Origin of the sequence: Altererythrobacter lutimaris (assembly GCF_013371495.1) — a bacterium.
GTDB classification, from domain to species: domain Bacteria; phylum Pseudomonadota; class Alphaproteobacteria; order Sphingomonadales; family Sphingomonadaceae; genus Erythrobacter; species Erythrobacter lutimaris_A.
Map to the genome: position 1 here is coordinate 186,693 of NZ_JABWTA010000001.1, position 22,336 is coordinate 209,028.

Consider the following 22,336-nt stretch of genomic DNA (forward strand, 5'->3'; position numbering starts at 1 on the left):
GTCGGCAGCACAGGATACCAAGCGGTGGAGGCGAGCCTTGACGGTTCACCTCCACCGTTTTGCTTTGTAGAGAGAAGCGATGGCCTCCCGCGAAGAGCAATTGAAAGCAGCACAGTCTGCGCTGCAGTCCGGCAATTTTGCGGCCGGGCTTGCGCAGGCAGAGACTGTGCTCGCGGATGATCCGCGCGATGGTGAAGCGCTTTATATGGCAGCGGTTGCTTCGCGATATCTCAAAAGCTTCGATGCCGCCTCAAGCCATCTCGCGGCGCTTCATGCTGTGACGCCTGAATATGGCAGAGCGTGGCAAGAGGAAGGGCACCTCGCGCTTGCACAAGGCGATCCTGCTCGCGCCCTTGATGCGTTTACGCGGGCGACGCGGTTCAATCCGGCGCTCGCGGCAAGTTGGCGCGAGCAGGCACGACTTGCTGAACAAGCAGGGCACGCCAGTGAAGCGGCAGCGGCCAAAGCTCAATTTGAGCGGGTGAGCGCGCTCCCGAGAGAATTGCTCGCGGTCACCAATCACTTGCACGAAGGCCGCTTGCTGAGAGCGGAAGAGATTTGCCGGCACTTCCTGCGCGCCAATCCCAAGAATGTCGAAGGCATGCGATTGCTCGCGCGCATCGGGGTTGAGCTGGGCATACTCGATGATGCAGAATTTCTTCTGGAAAGCGCTGTCACTTTCGAGCCAGACAACATCCAGTTGCGGCTTGACTATATTGATGTGCTGCGACGCAGGCAGAGATTTGATGAAGCGCGCGGTCAGGCAGAAGAGCTGCACCAGCGCGACCCTGAAAACCCGCTTTTCCAGTCGCGTCTTGCGATCGAAAGCATGCAGACCAGCGATTTTGACCGCGCGTTTGAGCTGTTCGATGCGGTCCTCGCGAAGCTCCCGCATGATCCTGCGACACATACCAGCAAGGGACACGCGCTGAAGACCGTCGGGCGCAGCGATGATGCGATTGCGAGCTACCGATCAGCTATCAATGCCAAGCCCGATCACGGGGATGCCCATTATGCGCTCGCGAACCTTAAGACGTACCAGTTTGACGATGCTGAGATCGACGCGATGCGCGCGCAGATCGAACGGCCGGATCTGGCATTCATGGACCGGGTCCATCTCTCTTTCGCGCTCGGCAAGGCGCTTGAAGACCGCAAGGACTATGAAGCGAGCTTCGGTTTCTACGAGCAAGGCAATGCTCTCAAACGTGCGCAAACGCGCTACAGCGCTGAGGCGATGACGCGTGAGCTTGCTGCTCAGAAAGAGGCCTGCACGTCCGAGCTTTTCGCAAAACATGAAGGCGCAGGCCATGATGCGCTTGACCCGATCTTCATACTCGGACTCCCGCGTGCAGGCTCGACTTTGCTGGAGCAAATCCTTGCAAGCCATTCACAAGTCGATGGAACATTGGAGCTGCCCAATATTCTTGCGTTGGCGCATCGCTTGCGGGGCCGGAAAGCAGGGGCTTCGCGTTACCCTGAAATCCTGCATGAGCTGACCGCTGAGCAGCTCGCGAAATTCGGCGAGCAGTTCATTGAAGAGACGCGCATCCACCGGCAAGACGCACCGTTCTTCATCGACAAAATGCCAAACAACTTCCGGCATATCGGTTTGATCCATCTGATCCTGCCGAACGCCAAGATCATCGATGCGCGCCGCGCGCCGATGGATTGCTGTTTTTCCGGTTTCAAACAGCTCTTCGCGGAAGGCCAGGAGTTCACTTACGGTTTGCATGAGGTCGGCCGATATTACGCGGACTATGTTGACCTGATGGACCACTGGGACACGGTTTTGCCGGGCAAGGTCCTGCATGTGCAGCACGAGGATGTGCTCGACGATGTTGAAGGGCAAACACGCCGGATACTCGATTATCTCGGCCTGCCATTCGAAAAAGCGTGCTTAGAGTTTCACAAGACTGATCGCGCAGTGCGCACGGCCAGCAGCGAGCAAGTCCGACAGCCTCTCAACCGCAAGGGCCAAGATGCATGGAAGCCATTCGAGCCATGGCTCGACCCGCTCAAGCAAGCGCTAGGCGGTCAATTGAATTGAGCGCAATCAGCGTGCTTGCGGTTCCGGTATCGCCTCGGGATTATCCCTGAAGGCGTCGCGAATGAGCAGGTTTGGCAGGAACACATTGTCCCACTCCGCCACATCGCGCGGTGGTCTTGCACCAAGACGCATGATGACCATGTTTGCGGACGGGATCATGTAGACCACCTGATTGCCATTCCCATCGAAAAGAGAGATTTCGCCATCAGCGTAGGGCTCTGAATGCAGGATCTTCCCGAATGGAACAGCCGGATGGGCAAAACCACGCCGCTCGGTGTACGGGCCAGGCACCCAAAGACCGAGGCCGTAATACGGGTTCTCAGCTGTACCTGTGCGCATCTCTGCAACATAACCTTCAGGAAGCAGGCGCTCGCCGTCCCAAATGCCATCCTGCATCAGAAGGACTGCCATGCGCAGATAGGTCCTCGCGGGCAGCAAAGCGCAGCATCCCGAATGCGCTGTACCTCCCGGGCGATTCACCCACACCGAGCCCCCAGGTGCGCCAATCGGTTGAAGCAATGCAGAGCTAAGGTATTCTCCATACCGCATCCCCGTCGCTCGTTCGATAAGCGGCGCGACCATCTCGCTCGTCGCATTGGCATATTCATATCGCGAGCCCGGCCAGTTCACGACGGGATACTCATTGATAATGATTTCGTCGTGACGAGGATGGAGGTAAGCCTTGTTTAGGATATCGTCTGGATCGGTCGCGAACCCCTGCGGCAGGAAGCCTGTGCGCATATCCAGCAAGTGCCGAACGAGGATGGCCTCTTTCTGAGGGTTGCCTGCCCACTCGGTGATAAAATCCGAGACCGATTGATCTAGTGACTTAATGTAGCCTTGTTGGATCGCGCGGCCCACGATGATCGCTGTAATCGGCTTGGCGAGAGACTTTGAGACGATTGGTGTCGACTGCTCGTATTCGCCAAAATAGCTCTCTTCCTCGACGACACCATCGCGCCAGACGAGAAAGGCCGAAGAGTTGCGCTGCGCAGCGTAGTCGCGTGCGGTGGCGAGCGCTTCGCTCGAGAGGGTGGCTGCAGGTTTGCTTGGAAATGCTGCAGGTTCCGCTGCACCTGGCAACGTTTCAAGTGTGTCGTAACCGGAAAGTCCTGCACCGCCGCTTCCGCCTTCACGCAACCGATTGAAGCGCGCCATGTAAAGCGCTTCCTCTGGGTCTTCTGCAATTGCCTCTTGCGCTGGGGCTGCTGTGCTTTCGGCAGGTGTTGCTGTCGCACAGCCTGCGAGGGCAACACCGCAGAGCAGGGCGGGGGCGAAGAAACGGAACGATGGCGAACTTGAAAATGCGCGAAGAGTCATGACGCGTTAGTGTTAGCAATCCCACGCAAATCGCAAGAAAGAGTTCAACGTGAAATCCGCCTGTCGAATACTCAGTGGCTTGCGCTGAACGCGTCCCGTCAGATCGCTGAGCTGAATTGGCGCAGAGATTGCTTGCGATAACCATCGCATAGCGACGCGATTACCCGCGCATAAGGCAGACCGACAGGCGTGATCGAGAGCGTCATATTGTTCAGCTCAGCCAGCCCGCGTTCAATAAACGGAACAAGGCCAGGCCTAATCTCGTTCTGCAGACAAAATGGAAGTTCGACCTCCGCATCGCACAGCAGTCTCTCGATAACGCGCGAGCGCAGCATGTCATCTTTGTCGCGAGCGAGGCCATGCGACGTCGTGAGCCGGTCTTGTGATGCGAGCATTCGGTAGCGCCCGCTGTTCTTCTCATTCTGCGCCAGCAATTGCGGGAAACTGCTGATAGCAGAGCTGCCAAGCCCGATGAGATTGACGGCCTGATCGTCGGTAAACCCCTGGAAGTTGCGCTTCAATGTGCCTTGAACTGCTGCAATGGCTAGCGGGTCGGAGCCTCGCTTCGCAAAGTGATCAAATCCGACCGGGGCATAATCGCGGCTGATCAAATATTCGAAACCGAGTTGCGCCATCGCAAAGCGCTCGCGTTGGTTGGGCATTCCTGTTGGATCGATCGCACGCTGGCGAGGCACGATATGCGGAACATGGGCATATCCGAATAGAGCAATCCGATCTGCGCCAATCTCAACGGAACGCGAAAGGCTATCTTGCAAATCTCCGCGCGTCTGCTGCGGCAAGCCGTACATCAGATCGAAATTGAGCGATGTGACGTCGGCATTGCGGAGCCAATCGACGGTTTGGTGGATCAGCGCATCATCCTGAACGCGGCCGATGACCTTCTGGCAGTGGCCTGCGAATGTCTGCACACCCAGACTTGCGCGCGAGATGCCCGCCACCTTGATTGCATCACCCCATTCCTTGCTCATCGTACGCGGATCGAGCTCGATCGATAGCTCGGGCGAGCTGCAATCGAAGTAATGATAAAGCGCTTCCAGCAATTGCAGGAACTCGTCTGGGCGGATGGCATTGGGGCTCCCTCCGCCGAAGGAAATTCGCTTGATCGGTGTACCTTGAGGAATCAGCGACGCGACAAGCGCGATCTCCTGATGCAAAGCCGAAAGGTAGCTTTCGAGCCGCTGCCTGCGTCCAGAAGCGCCGGTATTGCAGCCGCAATAGAAGCAGATCTTCTCGCAAAACGGGATATGCACATAGAGCGAAGTCGGCCCTTCCAAGGCTACCAGTGCATCGCGGTGCGGAGCGGGATCAAGCGCGGAAAATTCCGCAGCGGTGGGATAGCTAGTGTAGCGCGGTACCGGCGTTTCCAGCAATTCAGGATGATAAGGCCACATGCGATGCTATCTCGCTTGGGAGCCCCATGCGGTCATTGACGCAGATCAATCTTCTTGCGGCAAGTCCCGCCATGGCAGGCTTCGAGCTCGCATGGCGCGTCTTGCTGATCTTCTTTCGGCAGGCCGAGATCGATTTCGATGCCGCCGCCACTGCACAGTTTGGCCGTGATGGTCACTTCTTCGTCCGAGCTTGTGGCCTCCGGTAAAGCTGGCCCTGCTGCGAGAGGAACTGCCGCTGCGTAGAGGAGAAGAGCCTTGATCATGCAGCATCATCCTCTTCATCATCGATGAGGATACGGTTGGCTGCGCCGTCCAGGTCTTCAAACTGTCCGCTGCGCATCGCCCACAAAAACATGACCAAGCCAAACAGGCCCATGCCAAGCGCGACCGGTATGAGAAGCATGAGCCCAGTCATCGCGCGACCCTCGCGAGTCGAAGAGAATTGGCGACGACAATCAGGGAACTCAATGACATCGCAATCGCCGCAATCAACGGTGTGACGTAGCCGAACAAGGCAAGCGGCACAGCCAATACATTGTAGCCTATAGCCAGTCCGAAGTTCTGCCGAACGATCTGCATGGTGCGGCGTGCAGCACTAATGGCGAGTGCGACCGGCATGAGCTTGCTTCCGATGAACACAGCGTCAGCTGCTTGCTGGCTGGCATCGCTCGCCGTGCCGGGTGCTATGGAGGCATGGGCTGCGGCAAGGGCAGGGCCATCGTTGAGACCGTCGCCAACCATGAGCGGGAAATGACCTTGCGTGCGCAGATGCTCAAGCTCGGTCAGCTTGTCCTGCGGGCTGGCTTGCGCGTGCGCGAAAATGCGCAGTTTGCGCGCCACGTCCGCCACAGGGCCCGTCCTGTCCCCGGATAGGATGCGGGCATCCAAGTCCAGCTCTGTTAGAGCTTCTATTGTGTCTGCTGCATCGGTGCGCAATTGGTCGGCAAAGGTGATCGTCCAGCGATCCTCTCCGATAACCAGATCCGCTGCCATCCCGTCCAGTGCGGATTGTGGACGCTTAAGGCCGACGGCGACATCGCCCCAGCGCGCTGAAATGCCTGCCCCAGAAACCTCGCTTAGTTCGGCAAGTGGTGCGGCGGTCACAGCTTCTTCATTCAGAGCCGCAGCAAGCCCCTGGCTTAGCGGGTGACGGCTCGATTGAGCCAACGCGAGAGCCACACCCTTGGCTGTGTCTGGAAGTTCAGAAAGATCAGGTCGCGGTGTTCCCAACGTCAAAGTACCGGTTTTGTCGAACAGAGCTATGTCGACTTCTGCCAATCGCTCAAGCGCGCTTCCGTCTTTGATGAGCAAGCCCTTCTTGAGCAATGCGCCGGATGCAACGACCTGTGCTGTCGGAACGGCCAAACCCATGGCGCAAGGGCAGGTAATGATGAGCACAGCGATCGCTATGATCAGCGACTGATGCCAGCCCGCGCCAGCAATCATCCAGCCGACAAATGCCAGCGCCGCTAGCGTATGCACGACTGGCGCATAAAGGCGTGATGCTCGGTCTGCGATCCGGACATAGCGGCTGCGTGATTGCCCGGCTTCATCCATCAGACGCGCGATCTCTGCGATCACAGTGTCGCTTGCTACAGCGGTTATTTTGACGCGAATGGGTGCAAAGAGATTGATGGCGCCGGCATGGACTGTGTCGCCTGTCTTGACGGGCTCAGGCGTGCTTTCGCCGGTCACCATGCCGTTATCGAGTGCGCTCTCTCCATCGAGGATTATGCCGTCAGCCGCGAATGCCTCGCCGGCTGCGACCAGCATGACCATGCCCGTCTTCAAGTCTTCTGCTGCCATGCGCCGCATGGAGCCGTCCGGCTGGATTACGCTCGCGCTGCGTCCCATTCGGCCGAGCAGAGCGCCAATGCCAGCCCGCGTGCGATTCCGCATCATGGCGTCGAGCGCACGCCCTGCGAGCAGGAAAAACAACAGCATAACCGCGCTTTCAAAGTAAGCGTGGCTACCGCCTGTTGCGGTCTCGTAAATGCTGAGCGCTGTGGCGAGCAGCACGCCGATGGAGATGGGCACGTCCATGTTGGTGCGCTTGTGGCTTAGAGCCATCCAGGCTGAGGCGAAGAATGGCTGGCCTGAATAAGCGATCACAGGAAGCGCTATGAGGGCAGAGAGCCAATGGAAGAGATCGCGCGTTGCCCCGTCTGCACCGGACCAGATGCTGACAGAGAACAGCATGATGTTCATCATGCCAAAGCCTGCCACTCCAAGCGCTCGGAACAGTCGCTTCGTTTCCTTGTCGTCGCTAGCAAGCGGATTCTCCGCAACTGGCTGCGATTCAAATCCGAGATCACGCAGGGCATTGGCGAGATCGCTCTCGTCAAGCCGAGAAACGTGCTGGATCGCAACACGTTTTGCAGAGAAGTTGACGCGAGCGGCTTCCACACCTTCCACATCCAATAGGCCGCGCTCGATCTTCGCGATGCAGCCCGCACATTTGATACCCGGGACTGTCAGCCGAGTATCGCTGAGCGCAGTTTTGTCGAGAGGATCAAGGGCGACCGCGGCATTCATTTGATGGCGATCTCCCGCGCCCAGTTCTTCTCGCCTGCAGTGAGGTCGAGCCGCACAATCCAGCGTCCTTCAGCAATCGGTGCATTCGAGCGGTAGGTTCCATCGCCCGTTGGGACGAAGGCAATGGTATGGCGCTGCTCTTCACCAAGAGGGCGACGCATCAGAGCACTGACTTGCGCGTATTCTGGAACAGCACTTGTCTTGACTTCCAGATGACCGTCTTCAGTGCGAGCCACTTGTGCGCTCCAGCCTAGCGCTTCTTGCGCGCGGGCCTCTTCCAGCCAGCCATTGTACTTCTGGCTTGCGACATAGGTGTTCTCGACGATTACGCCGCCAAAGCCGCGCGTTGCCAATGTCGCCATCAGGAAGTTGACGGCCATGACGATGCCGAAGCCCACGACCAATATGGTGAGCATGTTTCGGCCGGTGAATTCGCGTTGCATCATGGCTCTCCCGGGCCATTGAAAGTGGTGGTTACAGTGTCGCTTTCGCGCTGCTCGTCGAGCGAGGTCAGGACAAACGCGAACTCGCTTGTCGATGCTCCTTCAGGAACCATGACATAGGCGCGTACGGTCTGCGTTGCGTCGGCCGGCACAGGGATGTTCTGTGTCGTCGCGGCGTTGTCCGGGCCAATCATATCGGTCCACATGACAGCGCCCGGCAATCCAGTGACGGCGACTTCCATTTCGCGCGGACGGCTCTCCATATTGCGCAAACGCAAAGTGTAGGCGTTTCGTACCGAGCCATCGGAAAGCAGCATGAAAGGCGGATTGCGGTCTGGTGAAACCGTCAGGTCCGTATGGCTGCGCGTGCCCAATGCGAATAGCATTGCCGTGCCAATCGCTGTCCAAACGCCGAGATAGATCAATGTGCGGGGACGCATCAGCGCTTGCTTGATCGGCTGGGGCGGGGCGCCTTTGGCTTCCGCTTCGCATCCTTCGAGGGTTGCATAATCGATCAGACCGCGCGGCCGCCCGATCTCGGCCATCACACGATCGCAAGCATCAATGCAAAGCGCGCAGGTGATACAGCCAATTTGCGCGCCTTCGCGAATGTCGATCCCGGTTGGGCAAACTGCAACGCATTGATTGCAATCGATACAGTCGCCGTATTCCTCAGGGCTCTTTTGCGCTTTTTTCAGGCTGCCGCGCTTCTCTCCACGCCAGTCTTTGTATGTGACAATGAGTGACTTCTCATCCAGCATCGCGGTCTGGATCCGCGGCCATGGGCACATATAAATGCACACCTGTTCGCGCATGAAACCGCCCAGCACAAAGGTCGTTGCGGTAAGCACGCCGACAGTCATGTAAGCAATCGGTGCGGCATCCAGAGTGAAGAAGTCGCGAAACAGCGTCGGTGCATCTGCAAAGTACAGGATCCAGGCGCCGCCTGTGACGAAGCTGATCAGCAGGTAGACTGCCCATTTGCTCGTCCGGCGAGCGATCTTGGACGGTCCCCAAGGCGCTTTGTCGAGCCGGATGCGGGCGTTGCGATCGCCATCGAAGAAGCGGTCGACATGCTGGAATACGTCGGTCCAGACCGTTTGGGGGCAAGCGTATCCGCACCATGCGCGTCCGACTGCGCTTGTCACAAGAAACAGGCCAATGCCTGCCATAATGAGAAGGCCTGCTACGAAATAGAATTCGTGGGGCCAGATCTCGATTCCGAACATGTAAAAGCGGCGATTCGCGAGATCGATCAGCACGGCCTGGTCGGGCGCATAGGGACCACGATCCCAGCGCAACCAAGGGGTTATGTAGTAGATCGCCAGCGTGACGATCATCACAAACCATTTGAAACGGCGAAATGGCCCGTCGATCCGCTGGTTGTGGACTGTCTCGCCTTTGGCATAGAGCGAGGAGGGGATCGCCTGGGTAGCCGCCGCCTTGTGCGGCTTTATTGCGCCGGGGGAAGGCGAAGGCGCGCCGGTGGTGCTGCTACCACCGGGCACCGCCTTCTCCCACCTGTCATCAGGCGGAGGGTCTTTGATTGGAGCGTCAGAGTTGCCCATTACCCTCAGCCTCTGCGAGGGTCGCTAGAGCTTCCTCTGCGGTTTCTTCGCTCCCGGTAGGTACTTCCAAGGTTTCCCCACCACCGCGAGAGTACACATAGGCCGCGAGCATCTTGATCGTTACCGGATCAAGACGATCCGCCCAGCCGGGCATCACACCGTGGCGCGGAGCCTTGATCTGAGCGCGGATCTCAGCGAGTTCGCCGCCACGCAGCCAGATCGCGTCATTAAGGGCTGGTGCGCCCTGAATGCGGTCTCCGCCACCTGCTGGACCGTGGCAAGCCAGGCAATTGTTGGCATATAGCTCAGCGCCGCGCGGTGAGCTCTGGCCTTTGCCTGTGAAGGAGAGGACGTGGTTTGCAACCGCGTCGATCTCTGCATCGCTGAAGATACCTTCAAAGCCCGGCATCAAGCTGAAGCGGGTCTGATCAGAGCCTTCCCAGCGAATGCCATGCACGAGCGTGTACTCGATCGCAGCAATATCGCCGCCCCACAGCCAGTCATCATCATTGAGATTGGGGTAGCCATAATCCTCAAAGCCAGCTGCGCCAGCGCCGTGGCATTGCACGCAGTTCACTTTGAAGGCGGCGGCACCGCCTGCGATGGCTTGCTGCATTAGTTCAGCATTGGCGGGCAGCTGAGTGATGTCTGTCGCTGCAATCTGCTCGCGCACGGACTGGCGTGCAATATCGGCAGCGGCCATCTCTTCTGCCAACTGTCCGCGGCTGGTCCAGCCCAGGACACCTTCCGTGCCGCGCTCGATCATCGGCCATGCGGGGTAGAGTACGACATAAACCAGACCCCAGGCGATGGTCAGATAGAAGGTCCAGAGCCACCAGCGCGGCAATGGCGTATTCAACTCTTCAATGCCGTCCCACTCATGGCCGACAAATTCGGTTCCGGTAGGCTCGTCTACGCGGCTATTCTGTTTGGGATCATTCGCCATGGTCTTCATCCCTGAAATCATCATCTTTGAAAATCGAGTGAGCGGCTTGGTGATTGTGCGCTTTGGCACCCGGGCGGAACGGCCATGCGCATAGCCCCAGGAAGATCGCGAACATGACAATCAAAGCATAGCTGTCCGCGAAGTGGCGCAGAGTGTCGTAAAAGCTCATCGACCTCTCTCCTCAGCCAGTTCCTGTTGTGCCGCGACGCTGTTCACATCGACCAGAGTGCCGAGCATCTGGAGGTATGCGATCAAAGCATCCATTTCTGAAACCATCGCCGGATTACCATCAAAGTCGCGGATCTGCGCTTTGGGATAGCGTTCTTCCAGATCGCCCGGATTGGCGTTCGGATCAGCCTGCGCCATCATGTCGGTTTCAGCGCTCGCGATGTCAGTCTCCGAGTAAGGGACACCCACGCGAGAAAGCGCAGTCAGCATCGCTGAAGGATCAGCAACCTTGAGCGAGTTCTCTGCAAGGAACCCGTATTGCGGCATGATGCTTTCCGGCACGACCGCTTGCGGATTGGTGAAGTGCAGGACGTGCCATTCATCTGAATAGCGCCCGCCGACACGTGCAAGGTCTGGCCCTGTACGCTTCGAGCCCCATTGGAAAGGATGATCGAACATGCTTTCCGCAGCCAGGCTGTAAGCGCCGTAGCGTTCGACCTCGTCACGGAAGGGCCGGATCATCTGGCTGTGGCAGACATAGCAACCTTCACGGATGTAGATGTCGCGGCCAGCCTGCTCCAGCGGCGTGTAAGGCCGCATGCCTTCAACCTGCTCGATCGTGTTGTCGAGATAGAATAGCGGAGTGATTTGCACCAGGCCGCCAATCGCGACGGTGACCAGGGTTGCCAGCGCCATCAGAGTGACATTGCGCTCCAGCTTCTCATGGCCCTTGGCGGGTTTTGCATTAGGATCAGTCATCGTTTCCGCTCCTTATTCAGCTGGAACAGCGTTGATGGGACGGTCGGCTTCCTCATCGAGAGGCGTGTGGCTCATGGGAGCTTCCTCTCTTTGTTTGCCGAGGATGGTCATCCACACATTGTAGACGAGCAGTCCGGCACCGATGAGGTAGAGAAGGCCGCCAAAGGCACGCAGAGCAAACATCGGCTTGAGCGCTGCGACAGTGTCGACGAAGCTGTTCACCAGATATCCGTCCACGCCGTATTCACGCCACATGAGGCCCTGAGTGATGCCGGCAACCCACATGCTTGCGGCATAGAAAACGATGCCGAGCGTCGCGAACCAGAAGTGCCAGTTGATCATGCGCAGACTGTAGAGCCGCTCACGCTGCCACAGACGCGGGACGAGGAAGTAGATGCAGGCAAAGGTAATCATGCCATTCCATCCCAGCGCACCAGAGTGGACGTGACCAATGGTCCAGTCGGTATAGTGCGACAGGCTGTTGACGGCCTTGATGCTCATCATCGGACCTTCAAAAGTGCTCATGCCGTAGAATGCGAGCGCCATCACCATCATGCGGATGATCGGGTCTGTGCGGACCTTGTCCCATGCGCCATTCAGCGTCATCAGACCGTTTATCATCCCGCCCCAGCTCGGCATCCACAGGACGATCGAGAACACCATACCCAGGGTCTGCGCCCAGTCAGGCAAAGCTGTGTAGTGAAGGTGGTGCGGACCTGCCCAGATGTAGAGGAAGATCAGAGACCAGAAGTGGATGATGGACAGGCGATAGGAATAGACGGGACGCTGCGCTTGCTTCGGCACGAAGTAATACATCATCGCAAGGAAGCCTGCCGTCAGGAAGAAGCCGACTGCATTGTGGCCATACCACCATTGCACCATGGCATCCTGTACGCCCGGGAAGACCGAATAGCTGCGCGCGCCGAAAAGGCTGATTGGGATCGCCAGATTGTTGACGACGTGGAGCATCGCGACAGTGATAATGAAGGCGAGGAAAAACCAGTTCGCGACATAGATATGCGGCTCATGGCGCTTGATGATGGTCGCAACGAAGACCACCAGATAGGCGACCCAGACAATCGTCAGCCACAGATCGACATACCATTCCGGCTCAGCATATTCCTTCGACTGCGTGACGCCCAGCAGATAGCCGGTTGCCGCGAGCACGATGAACAGCTGGTAGCCCCAGAAGACAAACCGGGCGAGCGAAGGCAGCGCTAGCGTCGTGCGGCATGTGCGCTGCACAACGTAGAAGCTTGTTGCAATCAGAGCGTTGCCGCCGAATGCAAAGATGACCGCAGAGGTATGCAGCGGGCGCAGACGCCCGAAATTCAGATATGGCTCGAGGTTGAGCTGCGGGAATACCATCTGCAATGCGATGAAGAGCCCGGCGAGGAAACCTGCCATGCCCCAGAAAATCGTTGCGATGACGCCCCAGCGGATGACATCGTCATCGTATCGGCTAGGACCGGTTGGCATTTTGAAAATGCTCTGAGCCGCCGCCATTTCATCATAGCTGGTCGCAGTGAAACACATCAGCAGGAATGCAACCACCGCGATAATCAGCGCATGCACTGCATAGCCGAAGTCTTGCGCATTGGCGTAAGCCAGTATCGCAAGACACAGAACGACGAACCACAGGCCAATCCGGCCTAGAACCGATGTCATGATCATTTTCCTCCTGTCGTCAGTGCAGCTAGCTCGGCTGACTGGGCTCGACCTTGATCTGAATCAAAAACGGGATTTTTCTCGTTGCGCACATGAGTATCAGCGCACCGTCCTGAGATCGCAGTTAGCTTTTGAAGGTCGAGTAGGGATACCTGCGCGCGTCCACGTGTCGCGATCAGGCCTATGTCTCGGAGCGCGCTGAATTGACGGCTGACGGTCTCGATCGTGAGCCCGAGCGAATCGCCGATTTCCCGGCGCGACATAGGCAGCTCGAGCGTACAGGAATTAAGCTCCGCGCCGCCCACCCGCTCTGCCATTGCGAGTAGAAAGCTCGAAACGCGCTCCAAGGCGTTCTTTTGACCCAGCGCAACTGTCTTGTCCCTGCAACGATGCAAAGCCCCACGCAGCCGTTCGATTACGACACGTGAAGCATCATTTTCTCTTGAAATACAGTCAAGAAACTGTCCTGCCGGAAACACCAGCAGGGTTGTGCTCGTCAGCGCGGAAACAGTGTAGTGGTGCATCTCGGCGCGCGGGATCGAAACCAAGTCGCCTGCAAACTGAAACGCGACGATCTGCTCTCTTTCATGCGATGCAAGTGCGGCCAGCTTTGTGGCGCCGCGCGCGATGTAGACTACTCTGTCCTGGCGAAGGTCAAGTCTGGCCGCTTGGCCGGGCTCTACCGACACGAGTTCTGAAAGGTGCACTAGCTGTGTGCCGAGTACGCCCCCGGGGTCCTGCCCGAATATCGAGCGCATGAATGTCTGAAATACGGTTTGCTTGTCCATGGCGCGCCTTGATCGTGACCAATTGGTGGCATTGCTTTGTCAAAAGCGGGGCAAGCGGTCTTTGATCTCGATCAAGGTCAGGCAGGGCGGTGTGTGGTTAAGGCACATTTGTTGTCGCAAACATCCTGGGCCGCGTTGGGCGGCCGCTGCGACACTTGGATTAGAATGATGAAAACTCTTCTCGCTTGCGGTGCCGCTGCTTTCGCGCTGCTCGCACAGCCTGCTTTCGCGCAGGATCAGGACGGCAAGCTGCAAATCAAGATTCTAGGCACTGCGGTATTGCCAGACGGCGAAATTACAGATTTCAATGTAGACCTCGTCGGCCTGCCTGCTGATACTCAAACCGAAGCGAACAACAATGTCGTGCCGACAATTGCCATCGAGTACTTTGTCAGTGACAACTTCTCGATTGAAACGATCTGCTGCCTGACACAACATGACGTGGATGCGGTGAGCGGACTGCCCGGCGCTGAGCTCGTCTCGAACGCTAAACTTATTCCAGCGACCATCACAGCGAAATACCATTTCGATCTCGGCAGCGTGAAACCCTATGTCGGTGCTGGTCCAACTTACTTCTTGTGGATCAGTGACAAGCCAGGTGCTGACACAATTCCGCTTGGCGTCACAGACACCGACCTTTCAGATGAGCTTGGCTTCGTCTTGCAAGCTGGTTTTGACGTGCCGATCAACGACCGTGGTCTTGGCCTTACCGTCGATGCCAAGCGCTACTTTGTTGATACAACTGCGCGCTGGTATGCAGGCGACGTTCTTGCGATCGAGACTGAGCACAAACTTGATCCTTGGGTCATCAGTGCTGGTGTCTCCTATCGTTTTTAAAGAGTATCTTTCGCCTGGATGGGTGAGGGCAAAGGGCCGGGCGTTTCGAGGGGTGCTCGGCTCTTTCTTATGCGGTGGTCAGGATCAGCTTTCTCTTGCCGCGATGACATAAATATCCGATTGGAATGCGGACACTTTCATCAGGCATGGATGAGGAGAGGCTACCATGCTCGATCATAATCCGTTCGCCCGTTTTGCGCCGGCGATTTCTGCGACGACTTCCTTGAGGCGTGCGATTACAACGGCTTATCGCTTGCCTGAACCGGATGCGGTTTCACCACTGCTTGAAGCTGCAACTCTTCCCGATGCGGATCGCGCTGCGATCAATGCCCTTGCGACGGAACTGGTGGGTCGATTGCGCCAAAAGGGCCAGCAAGGCGGCGTTGAAGGGCTCGTGGGCGAATACTCGCTATCCACTCAGGAAGGCGTGGCGCTGATGTGCCTTGCTGAAGCGCTCTTGCGTGTCCCAGACAATGCAACGCGCGACGCACTCATCCGTGACAAGATCGCCGGCGGCGATTGGCGCAGCCATGTCGGAGACGACCGATCCATCTTTGTGAATGCTGCGAGCTGGGGGTTGGTCATCTCCGGCAAGCTGGTGACCCCTGTTCAGGAAGACAGTCTGGGCGCGTCGCTTACCGGCTTGATCAAGCGCGCAGGCGAGCCGGTAATTCGCGCTGGTGTTCATCACGCTATGGAAATGATGGGCGAGCAATTCGTCACCGGCGAAACGATCAAAGAGGCATTGAAGCGCGCGCGGGACATGGAGGAGCAAGGCTTCAGCTATTCCTATGACATGCTTGGCGAAGCGGCGATGACGATGCGCGATGCCGAACGGTATTATGCCGATTACGAGCGCGCGATCCGTGCGATTGGCAAGTCTGCGACGAGTCGCGGCATCTATGAAGGGCCGGGTATTTCGGTCAAGCTGTCCGCGCTCCATCCTCGCTACGAACGGGCGCAATCGGACCTGGTCATCAGCGAGATGCTGCCGAAAGTCCGCGCACTCGCATTGATGGCCAAGTCCTATGAGATCGGCCTCAATATCGATGCGGAAGAGGCAGATCGGCTGGAGTTATCGCTAGACATCTTGGAGATGCTTGCGCTCGATCCGGAGCTTGCCGGCTGGGATGGGCTGGGCTTCGTTGTGCAAGCCTATGGCAAGCGTTGTCCGATGGTTATCGACTGGATCATCGACCTCGCAAAACGCTCGCGCCACAGGATCATGGTCCGGCTGGTGAAAGGTGCCTACTGGGATAGCGAGATCAAACGCGCGCAAGTCGACGGGTTGGCCGACTTCCCGGTCTTCACGCGCAAAGTGCACACTGATGTCAGCTATATCGCTTGTGCGAAGAAACTGCTGCAGGCGCGGGAGGTCGTTTTCCCGCAATTCGCCACGCATAATGCGCAGACGCTTGCGACCATTTATCATCTTGCAGGGCCTGACTTCGCGGTTGGCGATTACGAGTTTCAATGCCTGCACGGGATGGGCGAAGGCCTTTATGAGGAGGTGGTGGGATCGAGGAAGCTCGACCGTCCATGCCGGATCTATGCGCCGGTTGGCAGCCATGAGACACTGCTCGCTTACCTCGTGCGGCGTTTGCTGGAGAACGGCGCAAACTCTTCATTCGTAAACCGGATCTGGGACGAGGATGTGCCAATTGAAGAGCTTGCACGCGATCCGGCGGAAGAAGCGCGCGCAATCGAGCCTATCGGTTCGCCTCATCCGCTTATCCGTTTGCCACGCGAGCTTTACCCTGAACGCACCAACTCGCGCGGAATCGATCTCACCGATGAAATAGCGTTGGCCACCCTGACTGAACGACTGAGCAACAGCGCGTCGCGCGAATTCAATGCCCAACCTCTGGTGCCGGGGCGCGGCGAGACTGGAAGGGCGGACGCAGTCCTCAATCCGGCCAATCATTCAGATCGCGTAGGCACAGTCGAAAACGCCACGCTGGAAGATGTCGAGCTCGCCATGCGCAATGCAAAAGCAGCATCTGATGCTTGGGCACAAGTTCCCGTTAAAACCCGCGCGCAGCACCTCCTGAAAGCGGCTGATTTGCTCGAAGAGCGGATGGAAGATCTGCTCGGTCTGATCATGCGCGAGGCGGGAAAGTCCGCGCCCAACGCGATTGCCGAAGTGCGCGAAGCGGTCGATTTCCTGAGATACTATGCTCAGCAGGCTTGCGACGGGTTGGACGGCGCAAAGCCGCTCGGCCCGATCGTCTGCATCAGCCCATGGAACTTTCCGCTGGCGATCTTCACAGGCCAAGTGGTGGCCGCTTTGGTTGCGGGCAACTCAGTTGTCGCGAAACCGGCTGAAGAAACTCCGCTCATAGCTGCACAAATGGTTGCGATCCTACATGAAGCAGGCGTTCCGGAAGAGGTGCTGCAATTGCTGACCGGCGCAGGCGACATTGGCGCGGCTCTTGTCGCTTCTGAGCATACTTGCGGCGTAGTATTTACCGGCTCAACCGATGTTGCAAAGCTGATTCAGCGCCAGCTTGCAAAGAAAACCTTGATCGACGGGTCGCCGATCCCACTGATCGCTGAAACTGGGGGCCAGAACGCGATGGTAGTGGATAGCTCTGCCTTACCCGAGCAAGTTGTGCGGGATGTGCTTGCAAGCGCGTTCGATAGCGCGGGCCAGCGCTGCTCGGCACTGCGTGTACTCTGCGTGCAGGAAGACATTGCAGACAATCTGCTCGAGATGCTTCGCGGCGCGCTTGCCGAGCTTAAAGTCGGCTCGACCACGCGGCTATGCGTCGATATTGGTCCTGTGATTTCAGCAGGCGCACAACAGACCATCAATACTCACATCGAGCAAATGGAGACGTGCGGGGCTCGCATCGAGCAGCTCGAACTTGGTCCGGAAACTGATGCGGGGACCTTCGTTGCTCCCACGATTATTGAGATCGCAAGCCTTGCTGAACTCGGCCGCGAGGTTTTCGGGCCGGTTCTGCATGTTTTGCGTTTCAAGCGCCACGAGCTGCGCGATGTGATGCGCCAGATCAAGGAAACCGGCTATGGCCTGACCTTTGGTCTTCATAGCCGGATTGACGAGACAATTGCGGAAGTCACGGCGCTCGCAGAAGTCGGCAACATCTACATCAACCGCAATGTGGTTGGAGCGATAGTTGGCGTGCAACCCTTCGGGGGTAGGGGCCTGTCTGGCACCGGACCCAAGGCTGGCGGGCCGCTCTATCTTGGGCGACTTGTCCAAGGCGCAGCCTCACAAGCGCCGCCTCTAGGTCTTCCAGTAGAACTGCCGGGTCCGGTTGGGGAGCGCAATCTCTACGCGGTACAGCCCAAAGGGCGGGTGCTCGCGTTGCCAGAGACGATTGAAGGGCTGCAAGCCCAGCTTGATGCGATAATTGAGACCGGCAACGTCGCTGTCTTGCCGGATCGCGTGCGCGGTCTGGCAGAAGCACTTGCGCCGGAAGACTTTGCAAGGCTCGGCTGGGTTACAGACTGGCGCGCTGAGCCACCTTTCGCACATGTCCTGATCCAAGATGGCAGTCAGGATGTGAGCAAGATCCTGCAATCGGTGGCAGTCAAGGATGGTCCCATCCCCATTGTGCAATTGGGCGGGCGTGACAAGCCATATCGGACAGACTGGATGATCGAGGAAGTCTCAACATCAATCGACACCACCGCCGCCGGCGGTAATGCGAGCCTGATGGCTGTGGCGTAGGCATTTGGGACGCTAGTGGACACTTCGTTCCGGTTCGTGCGTTGAAACTTTGGTGCGATTACGCGCCGCACGACATTGTTCGCCAGTCGAGGGAAAGTTGCGCAGGGGGCCAGGTAAACTGGGGGAGCGCTACAAAGGCAGGCGTCAAAACGGAGAGAGCACAGGATTGCCATGACTGACCATATCGGTTTTGCACCCAATCACGACGAGGCATCGCGCCAGGCATTCGTCGCTAGCCTCAAGAAATTCGTCAATTTCGACGTCGAAGCCAAAATTGCAGAGGTGTTCGAAAACGAGCTGGCGCCGTCCGCAGAAAGCCCGCCGCAAACGCGCGATGATGCGGCCGCATTGCTTGAGCCGCATCCGCTTTACCAGCTGTGGGCGTCGCTCACCTTTCACAGCCAGAACCTGATGTGGGATGCAGTGCAGGAAACCACCGATCGCACGATTGATGCGCAGGTCGAGGCCTATCGCGCAATCGCAGGAAAAAAAGACAAGGGTGGTTCGGTTTCATTGAGTGAAGAGTTGCTCGTCAAAGCCCCAATCGCCACCACAGAAATCCATCGCCAGCCGGGCGGTTATTGGCGAGAGAACCGCCCTGACGATATCGAAGCCGCGCTCAATTACGCCGGGACAGTCGATCTCTACCGCAACGCCAAAGGCATGGGGATTGGAGCGAAGCCAGCCGCGGATTCCATTGCGCGCTTTGTAGCGGGCATTGCGCGGCAATACGCGCCCGATCTGGATCCCGAGACGATCCTCGACATGGGGTGCGGGACTGGCGAGCAGACGCTCGGTTACAAGCGCGAATGGCCTGATGCAGAAGTGACCGGGATCGACGTGGCGCGCCCCTTTATCCGCTTTGCGCACGGTCATGCTGAAAGCGAAAGCGTGCCTGTGCATTTTGCTGAGATGGATGCAGGCGCGACCACTTTTGAAGACGAGAGCTTCGATCTGATTGTCTCCATCATCATGTTCCACGAGACGACCAAAGCGCAAGTACATGACATCATGAGCGAATGCTGGCGTTTGGTGCGCCCCGGCGGCCTGGTGCTCCATCTCGACGTGCCCTACCAGCCATCGCGCATTCCACTGGTAAAACAAGTCACGAACAATTGGCAGGTGCGCCACAATGGCGAGCCGTTCTGGAGCGGGTTCGCGAGCCTCGACATGAGAGAAGAAGCGATCAAAGCTGGCTTTGATGCCGAGCACGCTTTTGCGACTTATGAAGGGCAGGGGCCTGCGATTTATCACTTCTTCGGCGGCAGGAAACCGTAATGAGCGATGCACCAGATCTGCCAGTCGGTCCGCGCGCGGGCGACCGCGAGACAACGTTCTTCGACGATCCGGTGAAGGATCATTTGCTCCGATCGCTTGTGACGGTGACGATGGAGCTTTCAGTCACGCGTGACCGGCTTGCAAGCCTCGAAGCGTTGCTGAAGGAGAGCGGCGTGGTTTCAGCCGATGCACTCGATACGCTTCAGCCTGACATGGAGACCGCAAGACTGCGCGAAGCGGCGCGGTCAAAGCTCATCGAAGACGTTCTCGGGCCGCTTATGCGGCGCTTAGCGAAAGAGGGCTGAGCCCGCATCCACTAGGCGGATAGTTATCTTGTGGTGAGTGCCACAAGGCCCGTTGGCGGGGCAGCGCAATTGGCACTTCACATTCTCGGCTCGGAGACTGCATTTGCAGATCATTGATGTCCTGTTTGCGCCTGCCAATGGCGCATTTTTCTATGATGATCAGGCCGCGATCCGTGCCGGCCGCGAGCATGACGGTGTGGCCTATAAGGGCGAGCCGCTCACTCCAGGCTTCACGAGCGTTCGCCAGCCATCAAAAGCGCTCTCTATAGGGCTGATGCTGGAAGATGACGCGGTCATCTGGGGCGATATGGTCAGCGTGCAATACTCAGGCGCTGCCGGACGTGACCCTCTGTTTGAGCAAGCCGCTATCCTGAGCTTTTGTCGCGAAGTACTCATCCCGCGTTTAATCGGTCTTGATGTGAGCCAGGGTGCGGAAATATGCGACGCCGCGCTCGCATTCCATGATGGTGCGCGTTTGCCGATTGCGGTCGAATACGGCGTCAGTCAGGCGCTGCTGAAAGCGGCTGCCTATGCGCGCCGAATCACACTGGCGGAGCTTATCGCGCAGTGGCTTGGCGTTCCTCCTCCAACGCAAGCCGTCCCACTCTTCGCGCAAAGCGGTGATGAGCGGTACGCGAATGTCGATACCATGATCCTCAAGCAGGCCGATGTGCTGCCGCATGGCCTGATCAATTCGGCGGAGAAGTTCGGGCCTGATGGCGCGACCTTCAGCGATTATGTCGTCTGGGTGGCTGACCGGATCGCGCAGCTGGGCGAAGCAGGTTACAAACCGACGCTTCACTTCGATGTCTATGGCTGGATTGGCCTTGGTATCGGGACCGATCCAAAAGCCATCGCTGATTATATCGCGAGCGTTGCTGAGCGTGTCGCCGGATACACGCTGAACATCGAATGCCCGGCTGACTACGGCAACCGGACTGCACAGATCGAGAACTATGCTGCGATTGTCGAGCATGTCGATCAGCTATGCGGCAACGCGACGGTCGTTGCGGATGAGCATTGCAACACTCTTGAGGACATCGAAGCCTTCATCGCAGCGCGCGCGGCGCATATCATTCAGGTCAAGACACCGGATGTGGGCAATCTGCTTGATACTGCGCGCGCCATTGTTGCTGCGCGAGAAGCAGGGATCGGCGCATACAGTGGTGGGACCAGCGCAGAGACTGACATTTCGGCACGCGCTTGCGTCCACGTGGCTTTGGCAGCGCGAGCCAGCATGATGCTCGCGAAACCGGGTATGGGCGTGAACGAAGGCATCACCATTGTAGGTAATGAGCAAGCACGCACGCTGGCGACAATCCGCGCGCGTCTCAACAGGGATAATTCCCATGCAGGATGATCTCAACGGCGTTCTTGTGGTCTCGCTCGAACAGGCAGTCGCTGCGCCATATGCAAGCTCGCGGCTGGCTGACGCAGGCGCGCGGGTCATAAAGATCGAGCGCCCTGAAGGCGATTTCGCGCGCAATTATGACACCATGGTCAAAGGCGAGAGCGCGTATTTCGTGTGGCTTAACCGCGGCAAAGAGTCTCTGTGTCTTGACCTGCGCGAAAAAGATGACCGGGCCTTGCTGCTTCGGATGATTGCGCGGGCCGATGTGTTCATCGAGAACCTGAAGCCCGGCACACTTGCGAAGTTCGGCGTCGAACTGGACGCGCTTTGTGACGAGCACAATGGCCTCATCGCTTGCTCGATATCGGGCTTTGGCGAAGAGGGGCCATACTCCAAGCTCAAAGCCTATGATTTGATCGTCCAAGGCGAAGCGGGGCTCTGCGCGATCACGGGTACAGCGCATGGTCCGGCGAGAGTCGGCGTATCGGTCTGCGATATCGCAGCCGGCATGACTGCGCATGCTGCGATCCTTCAAGCTCTCTTTCGCCGCGAGCGGGAGGGCCACGGGCGACGCATCCGGGTTTCGCTGTTCGATGCGCTCGCGGACTGGATGAACGTGCCGTTCCTGCAATACGCTTATGGTGGCTATCAGAACCAGCGAAGCGGTGTGAACCACCCCTCCATCGCACCATATGGAGCCTTTCCGACTGGCGAAGGCAAACAGGTCATTTTTTCTGTCCAGAACCAGCGCGAATGGTACGCTTTCTGCGAACATGTGATGGGTGATGCAGCGCTTGCAGAGGACCCGCTGTTCAAGACCAATATGGAACGGCTCGACAATCGCAGCGAGTTGGAAAGCCGTGTCCGAGCCCGTTTTTCGGAACTCAGAATCGCCTCAGCAATGGAGCTGCTTGAGCGCAGCGGCATCGCTTATGGGCGACTCAATTCGATCGCAGAGCTAGCAGAGCATCCCCATCTGCGGCGGCTGACGGTGAATACCGACGCGGGTGAAGTCCACGTGATTGCGCCTGGAGCGCTGTATGGCGATAGCGCATCAGAGCGTGTTCCAACTGTTCCGAGTATTGGAGCGCAATCGGCTGAAATGCGTGAAGAATTCTCGGAATAGCCGGCGCTGCGGGACCATATTCGATCAAATACTGTAAAAACTGTATGACATGCGCTATTGTCATACTTCAATGACACTACTTGGTTAA

The 22,336-nt window shown here is 57.8% G+C and carries 19 protein-coding genes; 7 read left to right on the forward strand and 12 right to left on the reverse strand.

Annotated elements, in window-relative coordinates:
* Positions 1–79: 79 nt before the first annotated feature.
* Positions 80–2,047 carry a tetratricopeptide repeat-containing sulfotransferase family protein gene (locus HUO12_RS00930; protein ID WP_176271821.1) on the forward strand — a complete coding sequence of 656 codons (1,968 nt, stop codon included), beginning with the start codon at positions 80–82 and terminating at the stop codon, positions 2,045–2,047.
* Positions 2,048–2,053: 6 nt separating this feature from the next.
* On the opposite strand, the gene HUO12_RS00935 is transcribed toward HUO12_RS00930, so the two are convergent.
* The 12 genes from HUO12_RS00935 to HUO12_RS00990 form a co-directional block, all read right to left on the reverse strand.
* Positions 2,054–3,367, reverse strand: a complete 1,314-nt coding sequence (locus HUO12_RS00935) for a serine hydrolase domain-containing protein (protein ID WP_176271822.1) — start codon at positions 3,365–3,367, stop codon at positions 2,054–2,056.
* A gap of 98 nt (positions 3,368–3,465) precedes the next feature.
* Entirely contained in the window at positions 3,466–4,779 is a 1,314-nt protein-coding gene (gene hemN / locus HUO12_RS00940; RefSeq protein WP_176271823.1) for an oxygen-independent coproporphyrinogen III oxidase, read from the reverse strand.
* A gap of 32 nt (positions 4,780–4,811) precedes the next feature.
* The gene (locus HUO12_RS00945; protein ID WP_176271824.1) at positions 4,812–5,042 is read right to left on the reverse strand and encodes a hypothetical protein; all 231 of its coding nucleotides are present in this window, start codon (positions 5,040–5,042) and stop codon (positions 4,812–4,814) included.
* Positions 5,039–5,194: a cbb3-type cytochrome oxidase assembly protein CcoS gene (gene ccoS, locus HUO12_RS00950; protein WP_176271825.1), complete on the reverse strand. Its 156-nt coding sequence runs from the start codon at positions 5,192–5,194 to the stop codon at positions 5,039–5,041. The genes HUO12_RS00945 and ccoS overlap by 4 nt, the downstream gene beginning before the upstream one ends.
* Positions 5,191–7,314, reverse strand: coding sequence for a heavy metal translocating P-type ATPase (locus tag HUO12_RS00955; RefSeq protein ID WP_176271826.1), 2,124 nt, complete (start codon positions 7,312–7,314; stop codon positions 5,191–5,193). Before HUO12_RS00955 ends, ccoS begins: the two co-directional genes overlap by 4 nt.
* Positions 7,311–7,760, reverse strand: a complete 450-nt coding sequence (locus tag HUO12_RS00960; RefSeq protein ID WP_232367267.1) for a FixH family protein — start codon at positions 7,758–7,760, stop codon at positions 7,311–7,313. The genes HUO12_RS00955 and HUO12_RS00960 overlap by 4 nt, the downstream gene beginning before the upstream one ends.
* On the reverse strand, positions 7,757–9,325 hold the full coding sequence (gene ccoG / locus HUO12_RS00965; RefSeq protein ID WP_176271827.1) for a cytochrome c oxidase accessory protein CcoG: 1,569 nt from the start codon (positions 9,323–9,325) through the stop codon (positions 7,757–7,759). The genes HUO12_RS00960 and ccoG overlap by 4 nt, the downstream gene beginning before the upstream one ends.
* The gene (gene ccoP / locus HUO12_RS00970) at positions 9,312–10,271 is read right to left on the reverse strand and encodes a cytochrome-c oxidase, cbb3-type subunit III (RefSeq protein ID WP_176271828.1); all 960 of its coding nucleotides are present in this window, start codon (positions 10,269–10,271) and stop codon (positions 9,312–9,314) included. Before ccoP ends, ccoG begins: the two co-directional genes overlap by 14 nt.
* Positions 10,261–10,440 (reverse strand): cbb3-type cytochrome oxidase subunit 3, encoded by a 180-nt coding sequence (locus HUO12_RS00975; RefSeq protein WP_176271829.1) that lies wholly within the window; start codon positions 10,438–10,440, stop codon positions 10,261–10,263. The genes ccoP and HUO12_RS00975 overlap by 11 nt, the downstream gene beginning before the upstream one ends.
* Positions 10,437–11,198, reverse strand: coding sequence for a cytochrome-c oxidase, cbb3-type subunit II (gene ccoO / locus HUO12_RS00980; RefSeq protein WP_176271830.1), 762 nt, complete (start codon positions 11,196–11,198; stop codon positions 10,437–10,439). The genes HUO12_RS00975 and ccoO overlap by 4 nt, the downstream gene beginning before the upstream one ends.
* Positions 11,199–11,210: 12 nt before the next feature.
* Entirely contained in the window at positions 11,211–12,866 is a 1,656-nt protein-coding gene (gene ccoN, locus HUO12_RS00985; RefSeq protein WP_176271831.1) for a cytochrome-c oxidase, cbb3-type subunit I, read from the reverse strand.
* A gap of 2 nt (positions 12,867–12,868) precedes the next feature.
* Entirely contained in the window at positions 12,869–13,654 is a 786-nt protein-coding gene (locus HUO12_RS00990; RefSeq protein ID WP_176271832.1) for a helix-turn-helix domain-containing protein, read from the reverse strand.
* A gap of 168 nt (positions 13,655–13,822) precedes the next feature.
* Here HUO12_RS00990 and HUO12_RS00995 point away from each other — a divergent pair, with 168 nt between their 5' ends.
* The 6 genes from HUO12_RS00995 (at position 13,823) to HUO12_RS01020 (ending at position 22,248) form a co-directional block, all read left to right on the forward strand.
* Entirely contained in the window at positions 13,823–14,491 is a 669-nt protein-coding gene (locus HUO12_RS00995) for an OmpW/AlkL family protein (protein ID WP_176274231.1), read from the forward strand.
* A gap of 166 nt (positions 14,492–14,657) precedes the next feature.
* Positions 14,658–18,188: a bifunctional proline dehydrogenase/L-glutamate gamma-semialdehyde dehydrogenase PutA gene (putA, locus tag HUO12_RS01000; RefSeq protein ID WP_176271833.1), complete on the forward strand. Its 3,531-nt coding sequence runs from the start codon at positions 14,658–14,660 to the stop codon at positions 18,186–18,188.
* Between the two features lie 171 nt (positions 18,189–18,359).
* Positions 18,360–19,466, forward strand: coding sequence for a class I SAM-dependent methyltransferase (locus HUO12_RS01005; RefSeq protein WP_176271834.1), 1,107 nt, complete (start codon positions 18,360–18,362; stop codon positions 19,464–19,466).
* Entirely contained in the window at positions 19,466–19,771 is a 306-nt protein-coding gene (locus HUO12_RS01010) for a hypothetical protein (protein WP_176271835.1), read from the forward strand. Before HUO12_RS01005 ends, HUO12_RS01010 begins: the two co-directional genes overlap by 1 nt.
* Positions 19,772–19,874: 103 nt before the next feature.
* Complete coding sequence (locus HUO12_RS01015; RefSeq protein WP_176271836.1) at positions 19,875–21,131, forward strand: methylaspartate ammonia-lyase; 1,257 nt, start codon at positions 19,875–19,877, stop codon at positions 21,129–21,131.
* A complete protein-coding gene (locus tag HUO12_RS01020; RefSeq protein WP_176271837.1) occupies positions 21,121–22,248 on the forward strand; it encodes a CaiB/BaiF CoA transferase family protein in 1,128 nt (375 codons plus the stop codon). The genes HUO12_RS01015 and HUO12_RS01020 overlap by 11 nt, the downstream gene beginning before the upstream one ends.
* Positions 22,249–22,336 lie beyond the last annotated feature (88 nt).

Coding starts and splice junctions, on each gene's coding strand:
- HUO12_RS00945 (WP_176271824.1), bottom strand. CDS start 5,042: ATGATCAAGGCTCTTCTCCTCTACGCAGCGGCAGTTCCTCTCGCAGCA.
- HUO12_RS00935 (WP_176271822.1), bottom strand. CDS start 3,367: ATGACTCTTCGCGCATTTTCAAGTTCGCCATCGTTCCGTTTCTTCGCC.
- ccoP (WP_176271828.1), bottom strand. CDS start 10,271: ATGGCGAATGATCCCAAACAGAATAGCCGCGTAGACGAGCCTACCGGA.
- HUO12_RS00975 (WP_176271829.1), bottom strand. CDS start 10,440: ATGAGCTTTTACGACACTCTGCGCCACTTCGCGGACAGCTATGCTTTG.
- hemN (WP_176271823.1), bottom strand. CDS start 4,779: ATGTGGCCTTATCATCCTGAATTGCTGGAAACGCCGGTACCGCGCTAC.
- HUO12_RS01020 (WP_176271837.1), top strand. CDS start 21,121: ATGCAGGATGATCTCAACGGCGTTCTTGTGGTCTCGCTCGAACAGGCA.
- ccoO (WP_176271830.1), bottom strand. CDS start 11,198: ATGACTGATCCTAATGCAAAACCCGCCAAGGGCCATGAGAAGCTGGAG.
- ccoS (WP_176271825.1), bottom strand. CDS start 5,194: ATGACTGGGCTCATGCTTCTCATACCGGTCGCGCTTGGCATGGGCCTG.
- HUO12_RS01010 (WP_176271835.1), top strand. CDS start 19,466: ATGAGCGATGCACCAGATCTGCCAGTCGGTCCGCGCGCGGGCGACCGC.
- HUO12_RS00955 (WP_176271826.1), bottom strand. CDS start 7,314: ATGAATGCCGCGGTCGCCCTTGATCCTCTCGACAAAACTGCGCTCAGC.
- putA (WP_176271833.1), top strand. CDS start 14,658: ATGCTCGATCATAATCCGTTCGCCCGTTTTGCGCCGGCGATTTCTGCG.
- HUO12_RS00960 (WP_232367267.1), bottom strand. CDS start 7,760: ATGATGCAACGCGAATTCACCGGCCGAAACATGCTCACCATATTGGTC.
- ccoN (WP_176271831.1), bottom strand. CDS start 12,866: ATGACATCGGTTCTAGGCCGGATTGGCCTGTGGTTCGTCGTTCTGTGT.
- HUO12_RS00995 (WP_176274231.1), top strand. CDS start 13,823: ATGAAAACTCTTCTCGCTTGCGGTGCCGCTGCTTTCGCGCTGCTCGCA.
- HUO12_RS00990 (WP_176271832.1), bottom strand. CDS start 13,654: ATGGACAAGCAAACCGTATTTCAGACATTCATGCGCTCGATATTCGGG.
- ccoG (WP_176271827.1), bottom strand. CDS start 9,325: ATGGGCAACTCTGACGCTCCAATCAAAGACCCTCCGCCTGATGACAGG.
- HUO12_RS01005 (WP_176271834.1), top strand. CDS start 18,360: ATGACTGACCATATCGGTTTTGCACCCAATCACGACGAGGCATCGCGC.
- HUO12_RS00930 (WP_176271821.1), top strand. CDS start 80: ATGGCCTCCCGCGAAGAGCAATTGAAAGCAGCACAGTCTGCGCTGCAG.